Origin of the sequence: Ruegeria alba (assembly GCF_022321465.1) — a bacterium.
GTDB classification, from domain to species: Bacteria; Pseudomonadota; Alphaproteobacteria; order Rhodobacterales; family Rhodobacteraceae; genus Ruegeria_B; species Ruegeria_B alba.
Genome location: NZ_JAKOEM010000001.1, coordinates 183166 through 203760 on the forward strand (window position 1 = coordinate 183166; position 20595 = coordinate 203760).

Here is a 20595-nt window from a genome sequence, read left to right on the forward strand (position 1 = left end):
CTTGCTAATCCCGGATCAAGACCGACAAGAACAGGAACAGTGCAGCATGACCACCGAGACCAAGAGCGCCGATATCCAGCTGATCCAGCGGATCCTGCCGCACCGCTATCCGTTTCTGCTGGTGGACAAGGTTGTCGAGATCGACGGTTACAGTTCGGCCGTTGGGATCAAGAACGTCACCATGAACGAGCCGCATTTCCAGGGCCATTTCCCCGGCACCCCGATCATGCCCGGCGTCACCATTGTCGAGGCGATGGCCCAGACCGCCGGTGTGATGTTGGGGGTCGGCATGGATATCGTCGACAGCGAGTTGCTGATCTATTTCATGAATATCGACAACTGCAAATTCCGCCGCAAAGTGGTGCCGGGCGATGTCATGAAGATGCATGTTGAGACCCTGCGCGGCAAGATGGGCGGCAAGATCTTCAAGTTCCGTGGCACTGCCACCGTGGATGGAGAGGTGGCGGCACAGGCCGAATTCTCGGCCTATGTGGACCTGACCGGAGAGAAAAGCACATGAGCCAGATCCATCCCAGCGCCATCATCGAAGAGGGCGCGCAGATCGGCGCCGATTGCGTGATCGGTCCGTTCTGCATCGTGGGGCCAAAGGTGGTTCTGGGCGACCGGGTCGAGTTGAAGAGCCATGTGGTTGTCACCGGTGACACCACCGTGGGCGAGGACACGGTGATCTTCAGCTTTGCGGTGATCGGCGAGATCCCGCAGGACAAGAAGTTCGGCGGCGAGGAAACCAGCGTCGTAATCGGCGCCCGCAACCGCATTCGCGAACATGTGACCGTGAACGCTGGCACCGCCGGGGGTGGCGGCGTCACCCGGATCGGGGACGACTGCCTGTTGATGGCGGGCTGCCATGTGGCGCATGATTGTCAGCTGGGTAACCGGGTGATCATGGTCAACCATGCCGGCGCGGCGGGCCATTGTGTCGTCGCGGACGACGTGATTATCGGTGGTATCTCGGGCCTGCATCAATGGGTCCGGGTCGGGCGCGGCGCCATCATCGGCGCGCTGACCATGGTGGCCAATGACGTGATCCCCTATGGCCTGGTGCAGGCGCCGCGTGGTGAACTGGACGGTCTGAACCTGATCGGGCTGAAACGGCGCGGCGTGGCGCGGGCCGATATCACCCAGCTGCGCGCCGCCTTTCAGATGCTGGCCCAGGGCGAGGGGACCTTTCAGGACCGCGCCCGCCGCATGGGCGAGGAGTTCGACAGCGCCTATGTTCGCGAGATTGCCGAGTTCATCCTGGGCCAGACCGACCGTTCCTTCCTGACGCCGGGCAAGTGACATGCTGGCGTTGATCGCAGGGACCGGGGCGCTGCCCGAGGAACTGGTTGCCCGCCTGTCCGAGCCGCCGCTGATCTGCGCGATGGAGGGCTTTGTACCGGAACGGCTCGCGGTCGATATCCCGTTCCCGATCGAGCATCTGGGCTCGTTGGTGGAGCAACTCAAGGCACGCGGTGTGACCGAGATCTGCCTTGCGGGCGCGGTGGGGCGGCCTGCGGTCGATCCGTCCCGGATCGACGCGGCCACGCTGCCGCTGGTGCCGGTGATCCAGCAGGCGCTGACCTCGGGCGACGATGGCGCGCTGAGGGCGGTGATGGGGATATTCGAAAGCGCCGGATTGGCGGTGCGCGCAGCCCATGAAATCGCTCCCGATCTGCTGATGCCCCCCGGATGCCCGACCAAGGCGCAGCCTGAACCTGCGGATTTGGCGGATGCCAAGCGCGGCGCCGAGATCGTGGCCGCAATGTCGGCCGCCGATATCGGTCAGGCCTGTGTGGTCCATCGCGGACAGGCTCTGGCGGTCGAAAGCGTGTTCGGCACCAATTGGATGCTGGGAACCCTTGGCCAGCGTCCCGATGCGGGCGGTGGCGTCCTCTACAAGGCACCGAAACCCGATCAGGACCGGCGCGCGGACCTGCCCACGATCGGCCCCGATACCGTTACCGCCGCCGTGGTGGCGGGTCTCTCGGGGCTGGTGATCGCGGCGGGCGGCGTCATCGTGCTGGAGCGTGACCGGGTGATCGCGGAATGTGACCGGCTGGGGCTTTTCCTGTTTGTTGCGGGACCGGACGCCTGATGCGCGTCTTCATCCTTGCGGGTGAACCTTCGGGCGACCGTCTGGGCGGGGCGCTGATGGCGGGCCTGCGTCAGCTCTGTCCCGATGTGCAGTTTGCCGGGGTCGGTGGGCCCGCGATGGAGGCGGAGGGGCTGACCAGCCGCTTTCCCATGGCCGAGCTTTCGATCATGGGACTTGTCGAGGTGCTGCCAAAGTATTTCCATCTCAAACGCCGCATCGCCGAGACCGCACAAGCGGCGCTGGAGATGCGTCCCGATGTGATGATCACCATCGACAGCCCCGATTTCAGCCTGCGGGTGGCGCGGCTGGTCAAAGAGGCCAGCGACATCCGCACCGTGCATTACGTGGCGCCCAGCGTCTGGGCCTGGCGGCCCGGGCGGGCGGACAAGATGGCCAAGGTGATCGACCACGTGCTGGCGCTGTTGCCGTTTGAGCCGCCCTATATGGAGCGCGCCGGAATGGAATGCGATTTCGTAGGTCACCCGGTGGTGGGAGAGCCCGAGGCGAGCGGCGCCGAGATCGCGGCGCTGCGCGAGGAACTGGGGCTTGGCGACGCGCCGCTGCTCCTGGCGCTGCCCGGATCGCGGCGGGGCGAGGTGGAGCGTCTGGCGCCCGTCTTTGGCGCGGCACTCAAAAGGTTTTTGCCGGAGCATCCCGATATGCGGGTGGTGGTGCCGGTGGTGCCGCATGTGGCCGATCAGGTGGCGCAGCATGTGGCGGATTGGCCGGGTGCGCCGGTGCTGGTCGATCCGCGCGGGCTGGCGCCTGCACAGGCCGCTGTGCGCAAGCGCGCGGCCTTTGCCGCCGCCGATCTGGCGCTGGCGGCATCGGGCACCGTGTCGCTGGAACTGGCGGCGGCGGGCACACCGATGGTGATCGCCTACAAGGTGAACTGGCTGACCCAGAAGATCGCCGAGCGGATGGTGACCATCGACACGGTGACGCTGGTCAATCTGGTCAGCGAGACACGGGTGGTGCCGGAATGCCTGGGCCCCGCCTGCACGCCCGAAAACATCGCCGCACGGCTGGCGGCGGTGCATGCCGACCCTGCCGCGCAGGATGCGGCGATGCGCCTGACGATGGAGCGGCTGGGCCGGGGCGGCACCCCACCGGGGCTGCGCGCGGCGCAGGCGGTGCTGGACCGGTTGCCGGGGTGAGCGCGCTTTTGGGCTTTGCCGCGTCGGCGGCACTGGCGCAGATCCTGACCAATCTGGATAATCTGGCGCTGCTGCTGGCGCTTGTGGTGGCCACGGGGCCGCGCACCGCCGTAGGCGGCTATTTGCTGGCACAGGCCGTGGTTCTGAGCGCGGCGCTTGCCGTGGCGCTGGGGTTGGGTGGTCTGCCACTCGATTGGGTCGGCTATCTGGGGCTGGTGCCGTTGGCACTGGGCCTGCACGGCATCGCCGCACAATGGCGCGGACAGGACAAGGTGGAACAGCAGGTTCTGGAGCAGCGCAGCCTTGTGGCCACCGCGGTCCTGTTTCTGGGCCTGTCGCTCGACAGTTTCTCGGTGCTGGCGCCGCTCTTGGCGGATTCGGCCCCGGCCTTTCGCCGGGCCGGGCTGACGGGGGCCTCGGGCGCTGCGCTGGCCCTCGGCATGGGCGGCTTCGCCGCTGGCGGCCTGCGCCGGGGGCTGGGCCGCTGGGCCGCCCGGCTGGAGTCACTGGCGCCCTGGGTCATGCTGGGCGCGGGTGTTTATGTCCTGTCCAACACCGGCACCGATCTGGTCTGATCCGGGCGGGAAAGCCTGAGATAGACGCTGTCGGCCCACTCCCCGCCGATCTGGATCGTCCGGCTGGCGCGGTGGGTTTCGACAAATCCAAGGTGGTGCAACAACCCCAGCGAGGCCGCGTTGCGCGGGTCGACATCGGCCCGGATATGGTCGAGGGGCATGGTGTCGAAGAGATGCGGTATCAGCGCGCTCAAGGCCTCGCGCATCAGCCCCTGGCCCCAGCGGTCGCGTCGCAGAAAGAAACCAAGCTCGGGCACGGCCCACAGCCCCGCCTTGCCGATTGCCTCGTCGCCCTGAAGCAGCACGTATTCGCGGCATCTTTCCGGCGGTTCCGCCAGCGTCCCGGCGACCCAGCGTTCGGTCTGTGCCAGATCGGTGTGGAGATCGCCAAAGAACCGCATCGCCTGCGGGTCGGAGAAAAAGGCATGCAGATCAGCGGCATGCTCTGCCCGCATCGGGCAGAGCGTCAGGCGCGGGGTCTGAAGCGTCTCAATACCCACGCCAGATCCAGCCGCCGCCAAAGATGCGGCTGCCGTCGCTTTCGTAGAACACGCAGGCCTGTCCGGGCGACACACCTTCTTCGGGCGTCAGCAGGTCCACCTCGGCCTCGGTCTCGCTGATCGGGCGCACGATCGCTTCGCGCGGCGGGCGGGTCGAGCGGACCTTGACCGACAGGTGCCATTCGGGGCGCGATGTGAAAGGTTCATCCCCCAGCCAGTTGATCTCGCGGACCGGGATGGTGCGGGTGGCCAGCATCTCCTTGGGTCCGACGACAACCTGTTTCTTGTCCACATCCAGACGCACCACATAAAGCGGATCGCTGAGGCCACCGATGCCCAGACCGCGGCGCTGGCCGATCGTGTAGTGGATGACGCCCTCGTGGCTGCCCAGCACGCGGCCATCGGCATGCACGATCTCGCCCGGCTCAGCAGCGCCGGGGCGCAGTTTTTCGATCACGCTGGCATAGTTGCCGTTGGGCACGAAACAGATGTCCTGGCTGTCGGGCTTGTCGGCCACGGCCAGACCGTATTGCGCCGCCATTTCGCGGGTCGCGTCCTTTGACGGCAGGTGGCCCAGCGGAAAGCGCAGATAGTCGAGCTGTTCCGGCGTGGTCGAGAACAGGAAATAGGACTGGTCGCGGTTGGCATCCTCGGCGCAATGCAGCTCTGGCCCGTTCGGCCCCATCTTGCGCTGGATGTAATGGCCGGTGGCCATGCAGTCGGCCTCGAGATCGCGGGCGGTTTCCAGCAGGTCCTTGAACTTCACCCGTTCATTGCAGCGGATGCAGGGAACCGGTGTGGCCCCGGCCAGATAGCTGTCGGCAAACTCGTCGATTACCGCATCCTTGAAGATGTTCTCGTAATCCAGCACGTAATGGGGAAAACCGCGCTCTTCGGCGACGCGGCGGGCGTCATGGATGTCGATCCCGGCGCAACAGGCGCCTTTCTTGGCCAGGGCCGCGCCGTGATCGTAAAGCTGCAAGGTGACGCCCACCACGTCATAACCCTGGTCGGCCAGATAGGCGGCCACGACCGAACTGTCTACGCCGCCCGACATGGCAACGACCACCCGCGTTTCAGAGGGCGGTTTGGCAAAGCCAAGCGTGTTCAGTGGCGTTTCGGTGTCCAGCGCCATCGGGGCAGCTCCTGACGATTAAGGAAGACCGGCAGAATATAGGAAAATCCGAACTACTCTCAAGGGGCGGTTTCACCCGGCATTAAGTAGGCTGTCGCCAAGGTTACCCTGACACAAGAAGGGATAGGTGATGTTCTTGCGAAAGGTTGAAGGCCCCCGATCTGTCACGTTGCCGGATGGCTCTATCATGACGCGCGCGGATTTGCCCCCGGCAAATACGCGCCGCTGGGTCGCATCGCGCAAGATCGCGGTGGTGCGGGGCGTGATCTATGGGCTGATCACGCTGACAGAGGCCAAACAGATCTATGGCCTGAGTGATGAGGAATTCAACAGCTGGGTTTCGGCCCTGGCCGAACACGGGAAAGATGCATTGAAGGTGACTGCGCTAAAAAAGTATCGACAACTGTAGGTTGAAAATGCATGATGTGAATATCGGTAACGGCAGATTAACCTTTATTCGTCACGGTTAATTCCAGTACGGAATAGCGTTTAAGGCGGAGAACTGAGATGCGCATACTTTTAGTCGAGGATGATCCGACGACGTCGAAAAGCATCGAGCTGATGCTGACCCATGCCAATCTGAACGTCTATGCGACCGATCTCGGCGAAGAAGGCATCGACCTGGCGAAGCTTTACGACTACGACCTGATCCTGCTCGACATCAATCTGCCCGACATGAACGGGCATGAGGTACTGCGTCAGTTGCGCATGTCGCGGATCGAAACCCCCATCCTGATCCTGTCCGGCGTCGACGATACAGAAAGCAAGATCAAGGGCTTCGGCTTTGGCGCCGACGACTACCTGACCAAACCCTTCCATCGCGAGGAACTGGTCGCGCGCATTCACGCGATCATCCGCCGCTCCAAGGGTCATTCGCAGTCGGTGATCCGCACCGGCAAGATCTCCGTCAATCTTGATGCCAAGACGGTCGAGGTCGAGGGCCAGCCGGTGCATCTGACCGGCAAGGAATATCAGATGCTCGAACTGCTGTCGCTGCGCAAGGGCACGACCCTGACCAAGGAGATGTTCCTGAACCATCTCTATGGCGGCATGGACGAACCCGAATTGAAGATTATCGACGTGTTCATTTGCAAGCTTCGCAAGAAGTTGAGCAATGCAACCGGAGGAGAGAATTACATCGAAACGGTCTGGGGGCGGGGCTATGTGCTGCGCGATCCTCAGGCCGACGGGTTGCCCGATCCCCGGATCGCGGTCAACGCCTGAACAGCCAGTCGCGAGTCCAGCGCGGCACCACCACTCACGCAGACTGATCTGGACCTGACCATGGCCTCGCCCTATCACTGGTCGCAAAGACCAGACAGACCGGGCAGGGCCATGACAGTTTCAGAACCCATCGAAAAAATGACCGAGGCTGAAGCCGCGCAGGAGCTGGAACGGCTGGCCGGTTTGCTGGCGCAGGCCAATCTGGCGTATCACACCCAGGACACGCCCGAGATTTCCGATGCGGAGTATGACGCGCTGAAACAGCGCAATGCCAAGATCGAGGCGCAATTCCCCCATCTCAAACGCGCCGACAGCCCCAGCGAGCAGGTGGGCGCCCGTCCGGGTGAGGGCTTCTCCAAGGTCACCCATGCGGTGCGGATGATGTCGCTGGGCAATGCCTTCGACGATGAGGACGTCACCGATTTTGATCGCTCGATCCGCAAATATCTGGGCCTCGATACCGATGCGCCACTGGCCTATACCGCCGAGCCCAAGATCGACGGTTTGTCCCTGTCGCTGCGCTATGAGCAGGGCGTGCTGGTGCAGGCGGCGACCCGAGGCGATGGCGAGGTGGGCGAGAATGTCACCGCCAATGCCCGCACCATCGCCGATATCCCGGCCCGGATCGAGGGCGCGCCCGAGGTGCTGGAGGTGCGCGGCGAGGTCTATATGAGCCATGCGGATTTCGCTGCCCTCAACACACGGCAAGAGGCCGAGGGCGGCAAGCTCTTTGCCAATCCCCGCAATGCCGCCGCCGGGTCGCTGCGCCAACTCGACGCCGCGATCACCCGGGCGCGGCCTTTGCGTTTCTTCGCCTATTCCTGGGGCGAACTCTCGGAACCGTTGGCGGAAACGCAGATGCAGGCCATCGAGCGGCTGGCCAGCCTTGGTTTTCAGACCAATCCGCTGACCCGCCGTTGCGACGATCTGGGTGCCATGATCGCGCATTATCGCGATATCGAGGCACAGCGTGCGACGCTGGGTTATGACATCGACGGTGTGGTCTACAAGCTGGACGATCTGGGGCTGCAGGCGCGGCTCGGCTTCCGCTCGACCACGCCACGCTGGGCGATTGCGCATAAATTTCCCGCCGAACTGGCCTGGACCCGGCTTGAGGCGATCGACATTCAGGTGGGCCGCACCGGTGCGCTCAGCCCGGTGGCGCGACTCACCCCGGTCACCGTGGGTGGTGTGGTGGTGTCGAACGCCACCCTGCATAACGAGGATTACATCGCCGGGCGCGACAGCCGGGGGCAGGAGATTCGCGACGGCAAGGATATTCGCGTCGGCGACTGGGTGCAGGTCTATCGCGCCGGTGACGTGATCCCGAAAATCGCCGATGTCGATCTGAGCAAGCGGCCGGAGGATGCGCAGCCCTTTGATTTCCCGACGCAATGTCCCGAATGCGGCAGCCCCGCCATTCGCGAGGAAGGCGATGCCGTGCGCCGCTGTACCGGGGGCGTGATCTGCCCGGCGCAGGCGGTGGAAAAGCTCAAGCATTTCGTCAGCCGCGCTGCCTTTGACATCGAGGGGCTGGGCGCCAAGCAGGTAGAGCAGTTTCACGCCGATGGCTGGATCCGTGAGCCCGCCGATATCTTCGAACTGCGCAGCCGCTATGGCGAGGGGCTGCAACAGCTGAAGAACCGCGAGGGCTGGGGTGAGAAATCGGCAACCAACCTGTTTCAGGCCATCGACGACAAGCGCCGCATTCCGCTGGCCCGGCTGATCTTTGCCCTGGGCATCCGTCATGTGGGCGAGGTGGGCGCCAAGGATCTGGCGCTGCATTACCGCGATTGGGCGGCGATGGCCGCCGCCCTTGATACCGCGCGGCCCGCCGCGCTGGCCCATCGCGCCGCCGATACCGCCGAAGAGCAGGAGCGCCAGCAGGCACAGGCCGAGGGGCGCCGCGCCCGCATCAGCGACACCCGCGCCGCCGTGATTTCTGCGCAAGAGGTGCCGCCAGAGGCCGCTGCCGCATGGGCCGACCTGATCGGGGTCGACGGGATCGGCGCCACGCTGGGCCTTTCGCTGTCGGATGCCTTTGCCAATACAGACGAACGCGCCGCCTTTGACCGGCTGACTGCGCATCTGACGGTGATCCCCCCCGATGCGCCCGCGCGCGACAGCCCGGTCGCGGGCAAGACTGTGGTCTTTACCGGCTCGCTGGAAAAGATGACCAGGGCCGAGGCCAAGGCGCGGGCCGAGGCGCTGGGGGCAAAGGTGGCCGGCTCGGTCAGCAAGAAAACCGATCTGCTGGTGGCGGGGCCCGGCGCGGGTTCCAAGCTCAAGACCGCCCAGAGCCTTGGGATCGAAACCCTGGACGAGGACGGCTGGCTGACGCTGATCGAGGGGCTATGAGCGGGCGGCCAGAACAGCTTTTCCCGCTGTTCGCGGGTCTGGAGACGCTCGAAGGGGTGGGGCCCAAGACGGCGCAGCTGTTTGCACATCTGGATGTGGAAACCCCGCGTGACCTGTTGTTTTCGCTGCCTTATTCCGTCGTCGACCGGCGCCGGCGCGACACGATCCGGGGTGCCGATCTACCCGCGACGCTGACGGTCGAGGTGACGGTTGGCGCCCATCGTCCGGCCCGCGGGCGCGGCGGCGCCTATCGTATCTTTGTCGAGGATTCGCAGACCGATTTCCAGTTGGTCTTCTTTCACGCCCGCGGCGATTACCTGAAAAAGGTGCTGCCCGAAGGGGCGCGCCGCGTCGTGTCGGGCAAGGTCGAGCTGTTCGATGGTATGGCCAACATGGTTCATCCCGACCACATCCTGCCGGTGGCCGAGGCGGGCGATATCCCGGAATTCGAACCGGTCTATCCGCTGACCCAGGGGATCAGCCAGAAAACCGCCTATAAGGCGGCGCGTTCGGCACTGGCGCGTCTGCCCGATCTGGGCGAGTGGATCGACCCGGCCCTGCGCGCGCGCGAGGGTTGGTCGGGTTGGGCCGAGGCCATGCGCGCCGCCCATGAACCGCAGGGTCTGGACGATGTGGCGGCGACCTCTCCGGCGCGGATGCGGCTGGCTTATGATGAACTCTTTGCCCATCAGATGACCCTTGCGCTGGCGCGGCGGCGCGAGCGCAAGGCGCGCGGTATCTCCAGCGTGGCGACCGGCGCGCTGCAATCGCGGGTGTTGGCCAGCCTGCCGTATCGCCCCACCAACGCCCAGGCCCGCGCGATCGAGGAGATCGCCGCCGACATGGCCGCGCCCGCGCGGATGAACCGGCTGTTGCAGGGCGATGTGGGGGCGGGCAAGACGCTGGTGGCCTTCATGGCGCTGCTGGTCGCGGTCGAGGCGGGCGGGCAGGGGGTGATGATGGCGCCCACCGAGATCCTCGCCCGCCAGCACCTCGAAGGGTTGCGCCCGCTGGCCGAAGAGGCGGGCGTGGTGCTTGAACTGCTCACTGGTCGCGACAAGGGGGCCGAGAGGCGCGCCAAGCTTGCGGCGCTGAAACGCGGCGATATCTCGATCCTGGTCGGAACCCATGCGGTGTTTCAGGCGGATGTGGAATTTGCCGATCTGCGGTTGGCCATCGTCGATGAACAGCACCGGTTCGGGGTCCGCCAGCGGATGGAACTGGCGGAAAAGGGGATGGGCGCCGACGTGCTGGTGATGACCGCCACGCCGATCCCGCGCAGCCTGGCGCTGGCGCAATATGGCGACATGGATGTCTCGGTGCTGGACGAGAAACCGCCCGGCCGCAAACCGATCCGCACAGCCGTGATCAGCACCGAGCGGATGGACGAGGTGATTGACCACCTGCGCCGCGCCATCGCCGAGGGGCGGCAATGTTACTGGGTCTGCCCGCTGGTGGACGAATCCGAGGTCAGCGATCTGACCGCCGCCGAGGACCGGTTCAAACGCCTGCGCGCCGTTCTGGGCGAGGGCGTGGTCGGGCTGGTCCATGGCCAGATGCCGCCCGCCGAAAAAGACGCCGCCATGGCCGCGTTCCAGGCGGGCGAGACCCAGGTTCTGGTCGCCACAACGGTGATCGAGGTGGGGGTGAACGTGCCCAATGCCACCATCATGGTGATCGAACGGGCCGAGATATTCGGCCTTGCCCAGCTGCACCAGCTGCGCGGCCGGGTGGGGCGGGGCGAGGCGGCCTCGACCTGCCTGCTGATGTATCAGCCGCCTCTGACCGAGGGCGGGCGCCGCCGGCTTGAGGTGCTGCGCGAGACCGAGGATGGGTTCCGCATCGCCGAGACCGATCTGGATATGCGCGGCGCCGGCGACCTGATCGGCACCGCGCAATCGGGCCTGCCGAAGTTTCGCATCGCCGACCTGGAACGGCATACCGCGCTGATGGCGACGGCGCAGACGGATGCCCGCGCGCTTTTGGCCCAGGACCCGGAACTGAGCGGTGAGCGCGGCCGCGCCGCCCGCATCCTGCTGTGGCTGATGAAGCAGGATCAGGCGATCCGTTTGATTTCAGTGGGTTGAGCCCGCCTCCCCCTAAAAGTTCACAAATGTTCTCAAAAAGTTCTTTACCGACTCGGCGAGATATGAGAACAAAAGGTCAACAAAGGATTAACCGACACCCGGAGGAGAGAGCCGATGCTGACCCAGATCAAGACCGTCCTGAGCCGCTCGCAGCATACCCTGTTGCAGGATGCCGCCGGGGCCGCCTCGTTGGTGGTGATGCTGGTTGCGGCTCTGCTGCTGCCCGGCACGTTCTGACCGTTTCTGCCTGCGATCTCGTACCCGGTTTCCGCGCGCATCCTGTCCCATTCGATGCAAGGGTGACCTGCCTATCCCAAGACCCTTCCTGGGCCACGCCTCGGCCTATGGCGTCGCGGACCGGACCCCATACGAGACCCGCACAACCTGCCGCCGCCCTCCTGCCCGGGAGGAGCGGCGGTTTTTTTGCGAGGCTCCGCCTCGCGCTCCGGAGTATTTGGGACCAGAAAGAAGCAGCAGTACCGGTATCTTCATTCCGCCGGAAATACTCCGGGGGAGTCGCCTGTGGCGACGGGGGCAGCGCCCCCTGATCCGGTCAGGCGCAGTTGGCGCGTTCGGCCTGCTCCAGAGCCTCGGCGGTGGCCTCCAGCGTCAGCAGGATCGAGGCGTGGCGGTTCTTGTAATCGCGCGCAGGGATCAGCACTTCGAGCCCGTCAAAAGGGGCGTCGGGCACCGGCCCGTCCTGTTTCAACATCGCCTTGAGCTGGTCGCGCGCGGCCTCGATCTGGGCGCGAGTGGTGCCGATCACGGCGGCGCCCACCACGGCGGCGGCGGCCTGACCCAGCGCACAGGCTTTCACGTCCTGGCCGAACTGGTCGATACGCCCGTCGCGCAGCTTCACGTCCACCGTCACGGTGGACCCGCAAAGCGGCGAGCGTTTCTTGACGGTGGCGTCGGGGCTGTCCAGCCGCTCGAGATGCGGGATATCCGCCGCCAGTGCCAGGATGCGGCCGGAATAAAGCTTGATCAGATCGGTCTCGCCGGACATGGCTTTCCCTCGTTGGCTGTTCCCCATACATAGTGGGCGAAAATCCGGATGCAAAAGGTTTTTGGCCATGTCCTTCGACCCTTCGACACTAAAGTATGACGCTGCTGGGCTGATTCCGGCCATCGCGCAGGATGCCGCCACGGGTGAGGTTCTGATGATGGCGTGGATGAATGCCCAGGCCGTGGCGCGCACGCTGGAAAGCGGGCGGGTGACCTATTGGTCGCGCTCGCGGCAAAGCTTCTGGGTCAAGGGCGAAAGCTCGGGCCATGTGCAGGAACTGGTGGATTTCCGCGTCGATTGCGATCGCGATTGCGTGCTGGTCACGGTGCGCCAGACCGGCCCGGCCTGTCACACCAACCGGCGCAGCTGTTTCTATACCGCTGTTCGTGAGGGCGAAGAGGTCGAACTGATGACGCCTATGGTCTGAGGCTCAGAGCCCGACCATGGTGCGGATCTCGGCGGGGCTGGCGCCCTCGGCTCGGTACTTTGCGATGGCGCGGGCATCGTCGCGCTTGGCCAGCCGTTTGCCGTTGTCGTCGCGGATCAGGCGATGGTGGTGGTAGATCGGGATCGGCAGGTCGAGAAGCGCCATCAGGATTACCTGGATCGCGGTGAAGTCGAACAGGTCCTCGCCCCGGATCACATGGGTGATGCCTTGCGCCACATCATCCAGCGCCGAGGCGAGGAAATAGGCGACAATATCCTCGCCCTTGCGGGACAGGACGACATCGCCGATCCGGGCCATGGCCTGTTCCGGGTCGATCCGATGGCTCCCGGCATGGCGGGGGCCGGTTTCGGTGAATTGCGGATAGGCGCCGTCAAACAATGCCAAGGCCCGGTCCAGATGCAGGCGCAGCGCGTCGCCGTCCTGTCGGCTTGCCATGGGGCGGTGTTTGCAGAGGCCGGGATAGACCTCATGCGTGACGCCCTCTTGCGGGGCGGCCAGCGCGGCCTGTATCTGGCTGCGGCTGCACGAGCAGGGATAGAGCAGGTTCAGATCGGCAAGCGCGCGCAGGGCAAAGTCGTATGAGGAAAGCTGCTCCGACTGGCGCAGGACGGCTCCGTCCCAGGTGAGGCCCAGCCAGGTCAGGTCGTCAATGATCTGCGCATCCCATTCCGGTTTGCTGCGTTGCAGGTCGGTATCCTCCATCCGCAACAGGAACCGGCCACCAGCGGCGCGCGCCATGTCATGGGCCAGGATTGCCGAATAGGCATGACCCAGATGCAGCGGGCCGGTGGGGGATGGTGCAAAGCGGGTGGTAAAAGTCATGTCTTTTCAATTCGAAAGCGCATGATGTTTACTTGTTCTCAGCCTCGGTTAGCCAAGCGGACCAGGCCTCCTTGGCGCGGTCGGTATAGGCTTTGTAGCGGTCTTTGCGGCCCCTGCGGCCGCCTTTCAGCCCGTCGACCGGGCGGAACAGGCCGAAATTGACGTTCATCGGCTGAAAGGTCTTGGCTTCGGCGCCGCCGGTGATGTGGTGGATCAGCGCGCCCATGGCGCTGTCTTGCGGCACCTCGGGCAGGGTGCGGCCCTGGATCTCGGCCGCGGCCAGCCGCCCGGCCAAAAGGCCCATGGCCGCACTTTCCACATAGCCCTCGACCCCGGTGATCTGCCCGGCAAAGCGGATATTGGGGCGTGATTTCAGCCGCATCTGCGCATCCAGCAGGGTCGGCGAATTCAGGAAGGTGTTGCGATGGATGCCGCCCAGACGCGCAAAGCTGGCTTCTTCGAGGCCGGGAATTGTCTTGAAAACAGCGGTTTGGGCGCCGTATTTCATCTTAGTTTGAAAGCCCACGATATTATAGAGCGTACCCAGCGCATTGTCGCGGCGCAGCTGCACCACCGCATGGGGTTTGACGTCGGGCTGGTGCGGATTGGTCAGGCCAACCGGCTTCATCGGGCCGTGGCGCAGGGTTTCGCGGCCTCGTTCGGCCATCACCTCGATCGGCAGGCAGCCGTCGAAATAGGTCGCGGTCTCGCCCTCGTGAAACTCGGTCTTGTCGGCGGCCAGCAACGCATCGATGAAGGCCTCGTACTGGTCGCGGTCCATCGGGCAGTTCAGATAGGCGGTACGCTCTTCCTCGGTCTCGCCCTTGTCGTAGCGCGACTGCATCCAGGCGCGCGACATGTCGATTGTCTCGGCATAGACGATGGGCGCGATGGCGTCGAAAAAGGCCAGCGCCTCGGCCCCGGTCTCGGCCTGGATGGCGGCGCCAAGCGCGGGCGAGGTCAGCGGGCCGGTGGCAAAGATCCAATGCCCGTCACGGGGCAGTTCGGTCACTTCCTCGGCGGTGACCGAGACGCGGGGATGGGCGTGCAGCCGGGCGGTCACGGTCTCTGCAAACGGGTCGCGATCCACCGCCAGCGCACCGCCTGCGGGCAGGCGGTGGGCATCGGCGGCGGACATGATCAGCCCACCGGCCGCGCGCATCTCCCAGTGGAGCAGGCCCACGGCGTTCTGCTCGTCATCGTCCGAGCGGAACGAGTTCGAACAGACCATCTCGGCCAGGTTGCCGGTCTGATGCGCGAAGGTGCCGACGGTGGGGCGCATCTCGTGGATCACCACGTCGATACCCTGCTGTGCCGCCTGCCAGGCGGCCTCGGATCCGGCCATGCCGCCGCCCACGATATGCAATCTGTCTGTCATGATCTGCCACATAGGGCAGGGCGCGGCGCGGTGCAATGATCGAGTGTGGCCCGCTTTCGCCTGTCCAAGGCGCTGTCAACGGAAAAATACGTCACACGCTTGGCCAGCGCAGCAATTGTGGCGGATCAGAGAGGGGAGATTTTTGGGGTCGCCGCTGCGGGAATGTCAACGCCGGAGAGAGAGCCGGCTAGGAGGGACCTTCCGCCCACGGCGACCCAAAAGTCGTCAAGGCATTTACCTTGCCCCAGCTTTGCCACAGTGTTGCCCCGATTGAAAGCGCAAATTTGGAAACAATTCCCGTGGATTGGTGCGATGATCCGATTACTGGCGCCAATCGGGGTCGCGCTTCTCGATAAAGGCGGCGATTCCTTCGGCGGTGTCGCGATAGAGCATGTTTTCCACCATCACCTCGCCGGTATAGGCATAGGCCTGGTCCAGCGGCAGAAGCTGCTGGCGATAAAATGCCTCCTTGCCGATCCGCACTGCCGCGCCCAGCTTGCCCGCCACGGTATCGGCCAGGGCGCGGGTTTCGGCCTCGAGATCGGCGGCGGGCACCACCCGGTTGACCAGCCCCAGGTCTGCGGCCCGGCTGGCCTCGATGAATTGACCGGTGGTCAACATCTCGAACGCCTGCTTGCGGGGGATATTGCGGCTGAGTGCGACCATCGGGGTCGAGCAGAACAGGCCGATATTGACGCCATTGACCCCGAACCGGGTGCCCTCGGCGGCGACGGCCATGTCGCAGGTCGCGACCAACTGGCAGCCGGCAGCAGTGGCGATGCCATGGGCCTGGGCGATCACCGGCTGGGGCAGCGACTGGATGGTCATCATCATCCGGGCACAGCGGTCGAATAGATCCTTGAAATAGGCCTTGCCGCCATCCTCAGCCTGACGCCCGGCGGTCATCTGTTTCAGGTCGTGGCCCGCGCAAAACGCCTTGCCCGCGCCGGACAGGATCACCGCGCGGATGCCCGCGTCGTCGCGCAGCGCGTCGAACTCGGCCTGAAGCGCCGCCAGCATCTCGTCGCTGAGTGCGTTCAGCCGTTCGGGCGCGTTCATGGTCAGATGGGCAACCGCCCCCGTGTCGCGACGTTCCAGAATTGCCATCTTGCCCTCCCTGCCAAACTCGGGGCAACTCTAGGCGCAGGAGACGAGGAGGGAAAGCATGGCGTTGGCACTGAACCGGGAGGAATTGTCGCAATACCTGACCGAGGTATTCCCGCAGGTGCGCGAGGATTTCGCCATCGACAACCTGACCGAGGACACGATCACCATGCGGCTGTTGACCGCCGAGCGGCATTTGCGTCCGGGCGGCACCATCTCGGGGCCGTCGATGTTCGCGCTGGCCGATGTCTGCGTCTATGCGATGGTGCTGGCGCGGCTGGGGCGGCAGGCGCTGGCAGTGACCACCAGCTGTTCGATGGATTTCATGCGCAAGCCCGAGGGCAATACCCAGATGATCGCGCAATGTCGCCTGCTGAAACTGGGCCGGTCACTGGCGGTGGGCGATATCCTTATGTTCTCCGAAGGCTCCGACAAGCCCGTGGCGCGGGCCAGCATGACCTATTCGATCCCGCCGCAGGGGTCCGCTGCCGCGCAGTTCGGGTGAGACGAAAAAAGGCCGGGGCAAGCCCCGGCCAGTGAAGAGGTCCCAATGAAGGGACTGGGGATTCCGTCTCAGCCCTGCCAGAAGCGGCGGGCGGCTTCGTCGCGGGCGGCCTGTCGGGTCAGGCCCACATCGCGCAGCAGGTGATCGTCGAGCTTGCCCAGATTGAGCCGGGTTCGCCGACGTTGTTCCCATGTGGTCACGGTCGCGGCGAAACGCACGGCAAGAGCGGCGATCAGCGGCAGCCGGGGGCTGGCGTTCAGCAGCATCAGAGCGGGCGAATGCATCATGCGGGTCATGACATGGGTCCTTTCAAAAATTGTATTGACACAAGTTGAATTTACTTGGTACATGTGCTTGATACATTCGAAATTGTCCCAAGATCAAAGGAAAGATTGTAATGGGTACAATTTGGCCCGACTCCTTGCCGCAGGCCAAAGGCGCCAAGTACACGCTGGTTGCCGACGTCATCCGAAAAGCGATTGATGCCAAGGACCTGGAGGTTGGGGTGAAACTGCCGCCGGTGCGGGAGCTTGCCTATAAACTGGGCATTACCCCCGGAACCGTGGCGCGGGCCTATACGATCCTGACCGACGAGGGGTTGCTGAATGCCGAAGTGGGGCGCGGCACATTCGTGGCGCCGCCGAAGCGTCCGGTGCTGGATGATGTCTGGTCGCGGCAGCTCTATCTTCTGGATGAGCGGAACGACAACAATGTCAGCCTGTTCAGCCCGCGCCTGGCCGATATGGGGCAGGTGGCGCTGATCCGGGAATGCCTGCACAAGGTGGCGCAGGGTGATCCCGCGATGTTCCTGAACTATCCCACCCGCGATGCCTATGCCGGGGTGCGCCAGGCGGTGGCGGACTGGATGTCCGATCTGCCTCTGGGGCCGCTGACGGCGGATGATATCGTGTTGACCCATGGCGGACAAAGCGGGCTGTGCGTGGTGTTCCAGACCGTGTTCAAGGGGCCCAAACCGGTGGTTCTGGTCGAGGACCTGTCCTATGCCGGGTTCCGGCGCGCGGCAGAGCTGATGCGGGCCGACGTGATCGGGGTGCGGATGGACAAATGGGGCATTGACCCGATGTCGCTGGACCTGGCCGCGCGCCAGACCCCGGCGCAGGCGATCTGCGTCTCACCCGAGGTGCAGAACCCGACCGGCTGCCGCTCGCCGCTGGAGCGCCGCAAGGAGGTGGTCGAGGTCGCCCGCAAGCATGACCTGCAAATCATCGAGGACGATTGTTACCGGATGGGAGAGCCTCAGGCGCCCAGCTATCGCGCCTTGGCGCCCGAGCGGGGCTGGCATGTCTCGTCCATCTCAAAGACACTGACCCCGGCGCTGCGGGTGGGGTTCGCCATTGCCCCCGAAGGGCAGAGCGCGGGGCTGCGCCGCTCGGCCGAATATGGCTATTTCGGCCTGGCCCAACCGCTGGCGGAACTGACCCGGCTGATGCTGAGCGACCCGCGCGCCCGCGATCTGGCCCGCGCGGTCCAGCAACGCATGGCTGAATATGTGCGCGTCACGGTCAACACGCTGGGCGGGTTCGACCTGGTCTGGGATTCGGCGGTGCCTTTTGTCTGGTTGCGGCTGCCATCGGGATGGCGCTCGGCCGCCTTTACCCGCGCCGCCGAGCGGGCAGGGGTGCAGGTGCGTTCGGCCGACGAGTTTGCCCTGCGCGACGGGCGCGCGCCCAATGCGGTGCGCATCGCGATGAACGCCCATGTCTCGCTGGAGCGGTTCGAGGCCGCGATGATGCGGTTGCGCGCGCTGCTGGATAACCCGCCCGAGCAGATCAGTGTCTGATTTTATTGGGGTAAAATAATACCTATTTTGCAAACGATTGTTTTCGCTTTATTAAATCGCGCAACATGCGCTTGACCCGCCCCATACATCTCCTTAGAAACCGCCCATCGGATTAGGACCGGTCGTTGCGGCCGGTCTTTCACATCAAACAGGACCATCCTGCCATGAAAACCTTCTCTGCAACTCCTGCAGACATCGACAAGAAGTGGATCCTGATCGACGCCGAGGGTGTCGTTCTGGGCCGCCTCGCCTCGATCGTCGCCATGCGCCTGCGTGGCAAGCACAAGGCCTCGTTCACTCCGCATATGGATATGGGCGACAACGTCATCGTCATCAATGCCGACAAGGTGCAGATCACCGGCAAGAAGCGCGAAGAGCACTTCTACTGGCACACCGGCCACCCGGGCGGCATCAAGTCGCGCACCAAGCAGCAGATCCTCGAGGGGGCACACCCCGAGCGCGTGGTCTATCAGGCCGTCAAGCGCATGCTGCCGGGCAACCGCCTGTCGCGTCAGCAGATGACCAACCTGCGCATCTATGCCGGGACCGAGCACCCGCATGAAGCCCAGGCCCCCGAAGTTCTGGACGTCAAGTCCATGAACAAGAAAAACACCCGGAGCTGAAACCGATGGCTGATCAGATCAACACTCTCGAAGAGCTGAGCGCCGTCGCAGGCCTCGAAACCGTGGCCGCAGACGAGCCGCGCGAACCCGTTCGCGACGAGCTGGGCCGCTCCTATGCCACCGGCAAGCGGAAAGATGCGGTCGCCCGTGTCTGGATCAAGCCGGGTTCGGGCAAGGTCGTCGTCAATGGCAAGGACCAGGACGCCTATTTCGCGCGTCCCGTTCTGCAGCTGATCCTGCGCCAGCCGTTCCAGGTGGCCGGTGTCGAAGGCCAGTTCGACGTGATGGCAACCGTCAAGGGCGGCGGCCTGACCGGTCAGGCCGGCGCGGTCAAGCACGGCATCTCGAAGGCGCTGCAACTCTACGATCCCTCGCTGCGTGGCGCGCTCAAGGCCGCCGGCTTCCTGACCCGCGACAGCCGCGTGGTCGAGCGTAAGAAATACGGCAAGCGCAAAGCCCGCCGTTCGTTCCAGTTCTCGAAGCGCTAAGCTTCGGACCCAGAACATGGAAAAGGCCGCGCAATGCGCGGCCTTTTTCGTTGTGGGATGTGGGGGTTAGTGGCTTTGCATTGCTGAGCCGATCGAGGCCTTGGTCGGTGCCATTCGGCAACAAGCGATGTGCAGGGAGAGGCATTGCAGAACCATGAAACGGCCGAGACCGGTCATGTGATCTCTGTGCAGCACAGGTCTGGTTTGAGCCAATAGCCGACATTTCTTGCCTCGCCTCACTGACGGTCAAACTGCTTTGTTGTTGGATGATGGTCAGCTAACGTGGAGTTACCGGTGAGGGGAAAGCCAAATGCAGACAGTCCAAACAGAACGTCTCCGCGATTATCTCGGCCCGGTCACGAATACCGACATATGGGATGAATTTCAGCTGCGGCCCAACGATGTGATTGTTTGTACGCCCCCTAAATGCGGCACGACATGGACGTTGAATATCGTCATGATGCTGATACATGGCAGGGTCGTTCCGGATGCCGGCAACAGAGACGAAGCGCCTTGGCTCGATTGCGGATTTCGCGACCGAAAAGCAATCGCCGCAAAACAAGCCAGCCTGACGCGTCGGCGCTGCCTCAAAAGCCATACGCCCATGGACGGCATCTCATATGCTTCAGAGCCAACCTATATCGTTGTGTATCGTCACCCAGTCGATGCCCATTTCTCATTTCGAAGCCACGTTGAGAACATGAAAGATGGGGGCCCTCTTCTAGAGATGTTCCCGGACGATATCCCGGCAGGTTTCAGCAGGTTTGTTGAGGGACCACTGACCGGATCGGGCACAGATGATCTGACTGTGCACTCCATTATACATCACTACCAGCAGGCCAAAGCGCGTGAGGGGAAGGGAAACGTGCATTTCTTCCATTATGCTGATCTGAGCAAAGACCTGCGCGGACAGATTGCACGGCTTGCCCGAATTCTGGAAATCGCTCTGACACCGGAAACTCTGACTGCGCTGACAGAGGCGAATACGTTTGCCAATATGCGCAAGGTCGCCGAAGACAGCGAAAGACGCTTTCACAAAGATTCGCCCTTCGTGGACCAAGCGAAGTTCTTTGCGTCCGGCACATCCAACAAGTGGGAAGGCCGCCTTAATGACAAGGAACTCGCACGCTATTATGAACGTTGCGCTTCGCTCCTATCGCCCGAGGACGCTGCCTGGTTGAACTGGGGGGATCAGCGAGAACCGTGAGGATGTCGTCATTTGATCTGACGCTTCGGTCATATACAAACGCTTAACAGAGACTTCGTCCCGCTCGGCATTGGAATAA

23 protein-coding genes are annotated in these 20595 nt (G+C 63.9%); 16 read left to right on the plus strand and 7 right to left on the minus strand.

The genetic code is table 11. The features are described from left to right. Nucleotides 1–46 precede the first annotated feature (46 nt). From fabZ to MB818_RS00905, 5 genes are read left to right on the plus strand one after another with little or no spacing between them, the layout of a single operon-like run. A complete protein-coding gene (gene fabZ / locus MB818_RS00885; RefSeq protein WP_234136461.1) occupies nucleotides 47–520 on the plus strand; it encodes a 3-hydroxyacyl-ACP dehydratase FabZ in 474 nt (157 codons plus the stop codon). Then, nucleotides 517–1302 carry an acyl-ACP--UDP-N-acetylglucosamine O-acyltransferase gene (gene lpxA, locus MB818_RS00890; RefSeq protein WP_238903545.1) on the plus strand — a complete coding sequence of 262 codons (786 nt, stop codon included), beginning with the start codon at nucleotides 517–519 and terminating at the stop codon, nucleotides 1300–1302. Before fabZ ends, lpxA begins: the two co-directional genes overlap by 4 nt. A 1-nt stretch (nucleotide 1303) precedes the next feature. After that, nucleotides 1304–2098 (plus strand): LpxI family protein, encoded by a 795-nt coding sequence (locus MB818_RS00895; protein ID WP_234136463.1) that lies wholly within the window; start codon nucleotides 1304–1306, stop codon nucleotides 2096–2098. Then, entirely contained in the window at nucleotides 2098–3255 is a 1158-nt protein-coding gene (gene lpxB / locus MB818_RS00900; RefSeq protein ID WP_238903554.1) for a lipid-A-disaccharide synthase, read from the plus strand. Before MB818_RS00895 ends, lpxB begins: the two co-directional genes overlap by 1 nt. After that, nucleotides 3252–3830 carry a hypothetical protein gene (locus MB818_RS00905; RefSeq protein WP_234136465.1) on the plus strand — a complete coding sequence of 193 codons (579 nt, stop codon included), beginning with the start codon at nucleotides 3252–3254 and terminating at the stop codon, nucleotides 3828–3830. Before lpxB ends, MB818_RS00905 begins: the two co-directional genes overlap by 4 nt. On the opposite strand, the gene MB818_RS00910 is transcribed toward MB818_RS00905, so the two are convergent. Beyond that, complete coding sequence (locus MB818_RS00910) at nucleotides 3794–4330, minus strand: GNAT family N-acetyltransferase (protein ID WP_238903556.1); 537 nt, start codon at nucleotides 4328–4330, stop codon at nucleotides 3794–3796. The two genes, MB818_RS00905 and MB818_RS00910, sit on opposite strands and share 37 nt — an antisense overlap. Further along, on the minus strand, nucleotides 4320–5465 hold the full coding sequence (gene mnmA / locus MB818_RS00915) for a tRNA 2-thiouridine(34) synthase MnmA (RefSeq protein ID WP_234136467.1): 1146 nt from the start codon (nucleotides 5463–5465) through the stop codon (nucleotides 4320–4322). The genes MB818_RS00910 and mnmA overlap by 11 nt, the downstream gene beginning before the upstream one ends. Before the next feature lie 130 nt (nucleotides 5466–5595). Between mnmA and sciP the strand changes: the two genes are divergently transcribed. The 5 genes from sciP (at nucleotide 5596) to MB818_RS21945 (ending at nucleotide 11371) form a co-directional block, all read left to right on the plus strand. Then, the gene (sciP, locus tag MB818_RS00920; RefSeq protein WP_234162430.1) at nucleotides 5596–5874 is read left to right on the plus strand and encodes a CtrA inhibitor SciP; all 279 of its coding nucleotides are present in this window, start codon (nucleotides 5596–5598) and stop codon (nucleotides 5872–5874) included. Nucleotides 5875–5972: 98 nt separating this feature from the next. Further along, complete coding sequence (ctrA, locus tag MB818_RS00925) at nucleotides 5973–6689, plus strand: response regulator transcription factor CtrA (RefSeq protein ID WP_011047414.1); 717 nt, start codon at nucleotides 5973–5975, stop codon at nucleotides 6687–6689. Between the two features lie 138 nt (nucleotides 6690–6827). Then, complete coding sequence (gene ligA, locus MB818_RS00930; RefSeq protein WP_238903564.1) at nucleotides 6828–9047, plus strand: NAD-dependent DNA ligase LigA; 2220 nt, start codon at nucleotides 6828–6830, stop codon at nucleotides 9045–9047. Beyond that, a complete protein-coding gene (recG, locus tag MB818_RS00935) occupies nucleotides 9044–11134 on the plus strand; it encodes an ATP-dependent DNA helicase RecG (RefSeq protein ID WP_238903566.1) in 2091 nt (696 codons plus the stop codon). Before ligA ends, recG begins: the two co-directional genes overlap by 4 nt. Nucleotides 11135–11248: 114 nt before the next feature. Then, complete coding sequence (locus tag MB818_RS21945; protein WP_011047417.1) at nucleotides 11249–11371, plus strand: hypothetical protein; 123 nt, start codon at nucleotides 11249–11251, stop codon at nucleotides 11369–11371. A 316-nt stretch (nucleotides 11372–11687) separates the two neighbouring features. On the opposite strand, the gene MB818_RS00940 is transcribed toward MB818_RS21945, so the two are convergent. Then, the gene (locus MB818_RS00940) at nucleotides 11688–12140 is read right to left on the minus strand and encodes an iron-sulfur cluster assembly scaffold protein (RefSeq protein ID WP_234136472.1); all 453 of its coding nucleotides are present in this window, start codon (nucleotides 12138–12140) and stop codon (nucleotides 11688–11690) included. Between the two features lie 67 nt (nucleotides 12141–12207). Between MB818_RS00940 and hisI the strand changes: the two genes are divergently transcribed. Further along, nucleotides 12208–12567: a phosphoribosyl-AMP cyclohydrolase gene (hisI, locus tag MB818_RS00945; RefSeq protein WP_234145059.1), complete on the plus strand. Its 360-nt coding sequence runs from the start codon at nucleotides 12208–12210 to the stop codon at nucleotides 12565–12567. A 3-nt stretch (nucleotides 12568–12570) separates the two neighbouring features. Here hisI and gluQRS read toward each other — a convergent pair whose 3' ends face one another. The 3 genes from gluQRS to MB818_RS00960 form a co-directional block, all read right to left on the minus strand. After that, nucleotides 12571–13410: a tRNA glutamyl-Q(34) synthetase GluQRS gene (gluQRS, locus tag MB818_RS00950; RefSeq protein ID WP_238903569.1), complete on the minus strand. Its 840-nt coding sequence runs from the start codon at nucleotides 13408–13410 to the stop codon at nucleotides 12571–12573. A gap of 28 nt (nucleotides 13411–13438) precedes the next feature. After that, nucleotides 13439–14788 (minus strand): methylenetetrahydrofolate--tRNA-(uracil(54)-C(5))-methyltransferase (FADH(2)-oxidizing) TrmFO, encoded by a 1350-nt coding sequence (gene trmFO, locus MB818_RS00955; RefSeq protein ID WP_234145061.1) that lies wholly within the window; start codon nucleotides 14786–14788, stop codon nucleotides 13439–13441. 321 nt (nucleotides 14789–15109) lie between these two features. Further along, a complete protein-coding gene (locus MB818_RS00960) occupies nucleotides 15110–15895 on the minus strand; it encodes an enoyl-CoA hydratase (RefSeq protein ID WP_234170926.1) in 786 nt (261 codons plus the stop codon). 58 nt (nucleotides 15896–15953) lie between these two features. Here MB818_RS00960 and MB818_RS00965 point away from each other — a divergent pair, with 58 nt between their 5' ends. Beyond that, nucleotides 15954–16397: a PaaI family thioesterase gene (locus MB818_RS00965; RefSeq protein ID WP_238903571.1), complete on the plus strand. Its 444-nt coding sequence runs from the start codon at nucleotides 15954–15956 to the stop codon at nucleotides 16395–16397. Nucleotides 16398–16465: 68 nt separating this feature from the next. Here MB818_RS00965 and MB818_RS00970 read toward each other — a convergent pair whose 3' ends face one another. Beyond that, nucleotides 16466–16693, minus strand: coding sequence for a DUF1127 domain-containing protein (locus MB818_RS00970; protein ID WP_234175904.1), 228 nt, complete (start codon nucleotides 16691–16693; stop codon nucleotides 16466–16468). A gap of 101 nt (nucleotides 16694–16794) precedes the next feature. Here MB818_RS00970 and MB818_RS00975 point away from each other — a divergent pair, with 101 nt between their 5' ends. The 4 genes from MB818_RS00975 to MB818_RS00990 all read left to right on the plus strand — a co-directional run bounded on the left by MB818_RS00975 (nucleotide 16795) and on the right by MB818_RS00990 (nucleotide 20516). Further along, a complete protein-coding gene (locus tag MB818_RS00975) occupies nucleotides 16795–18198 on the plus strand; it encodes an aminotransferase-like domain-containing protein (RefSeq protein WP_234145063.1) in 1404 nt (467 codons plus the stop codon). A 164-nt stretch (nucleotides 18199–18362) separates the two neighbouring features. After that, nucleotides 18363–18821, plus strand: a complete 459-nt coding sequence (gene rplM / locus MB818_RS00980) for a 50S ribosomal protein L13 (protein ID WP_011047426.1) — start codon at nucleotides 18363–18365, stop codon at nucleotides 18819–18821. 5 nt (nucleotides 18822–18826) lie between these two features. Further along, a complete protein-coding gene (gene rpsI / locus MB818_RS00985; protein WP_234136480.1) occupies nucleotides 18827–19309 on the plus strand; it encodes a 30S ribosomal protein S9 in 483 nt (160 codons plus the stop codon). 310 nt (nucleotides 19310–19619) lie between these two features. Continuing rightward, nucleotides 19620–20516: a sulfotransferase domain-containing protein gene (locus MB818_RS00990; protein ID WP_238903573.1), complete on the plus strand. Its 897-nt coding sequence runs from the start codon at nucleotides 19620–19622 to the stop codon at nucleotides 20514–20516. The last annotated feature ends 79 nt before the right edge of the window (nucleotides 20517–20595 follow it).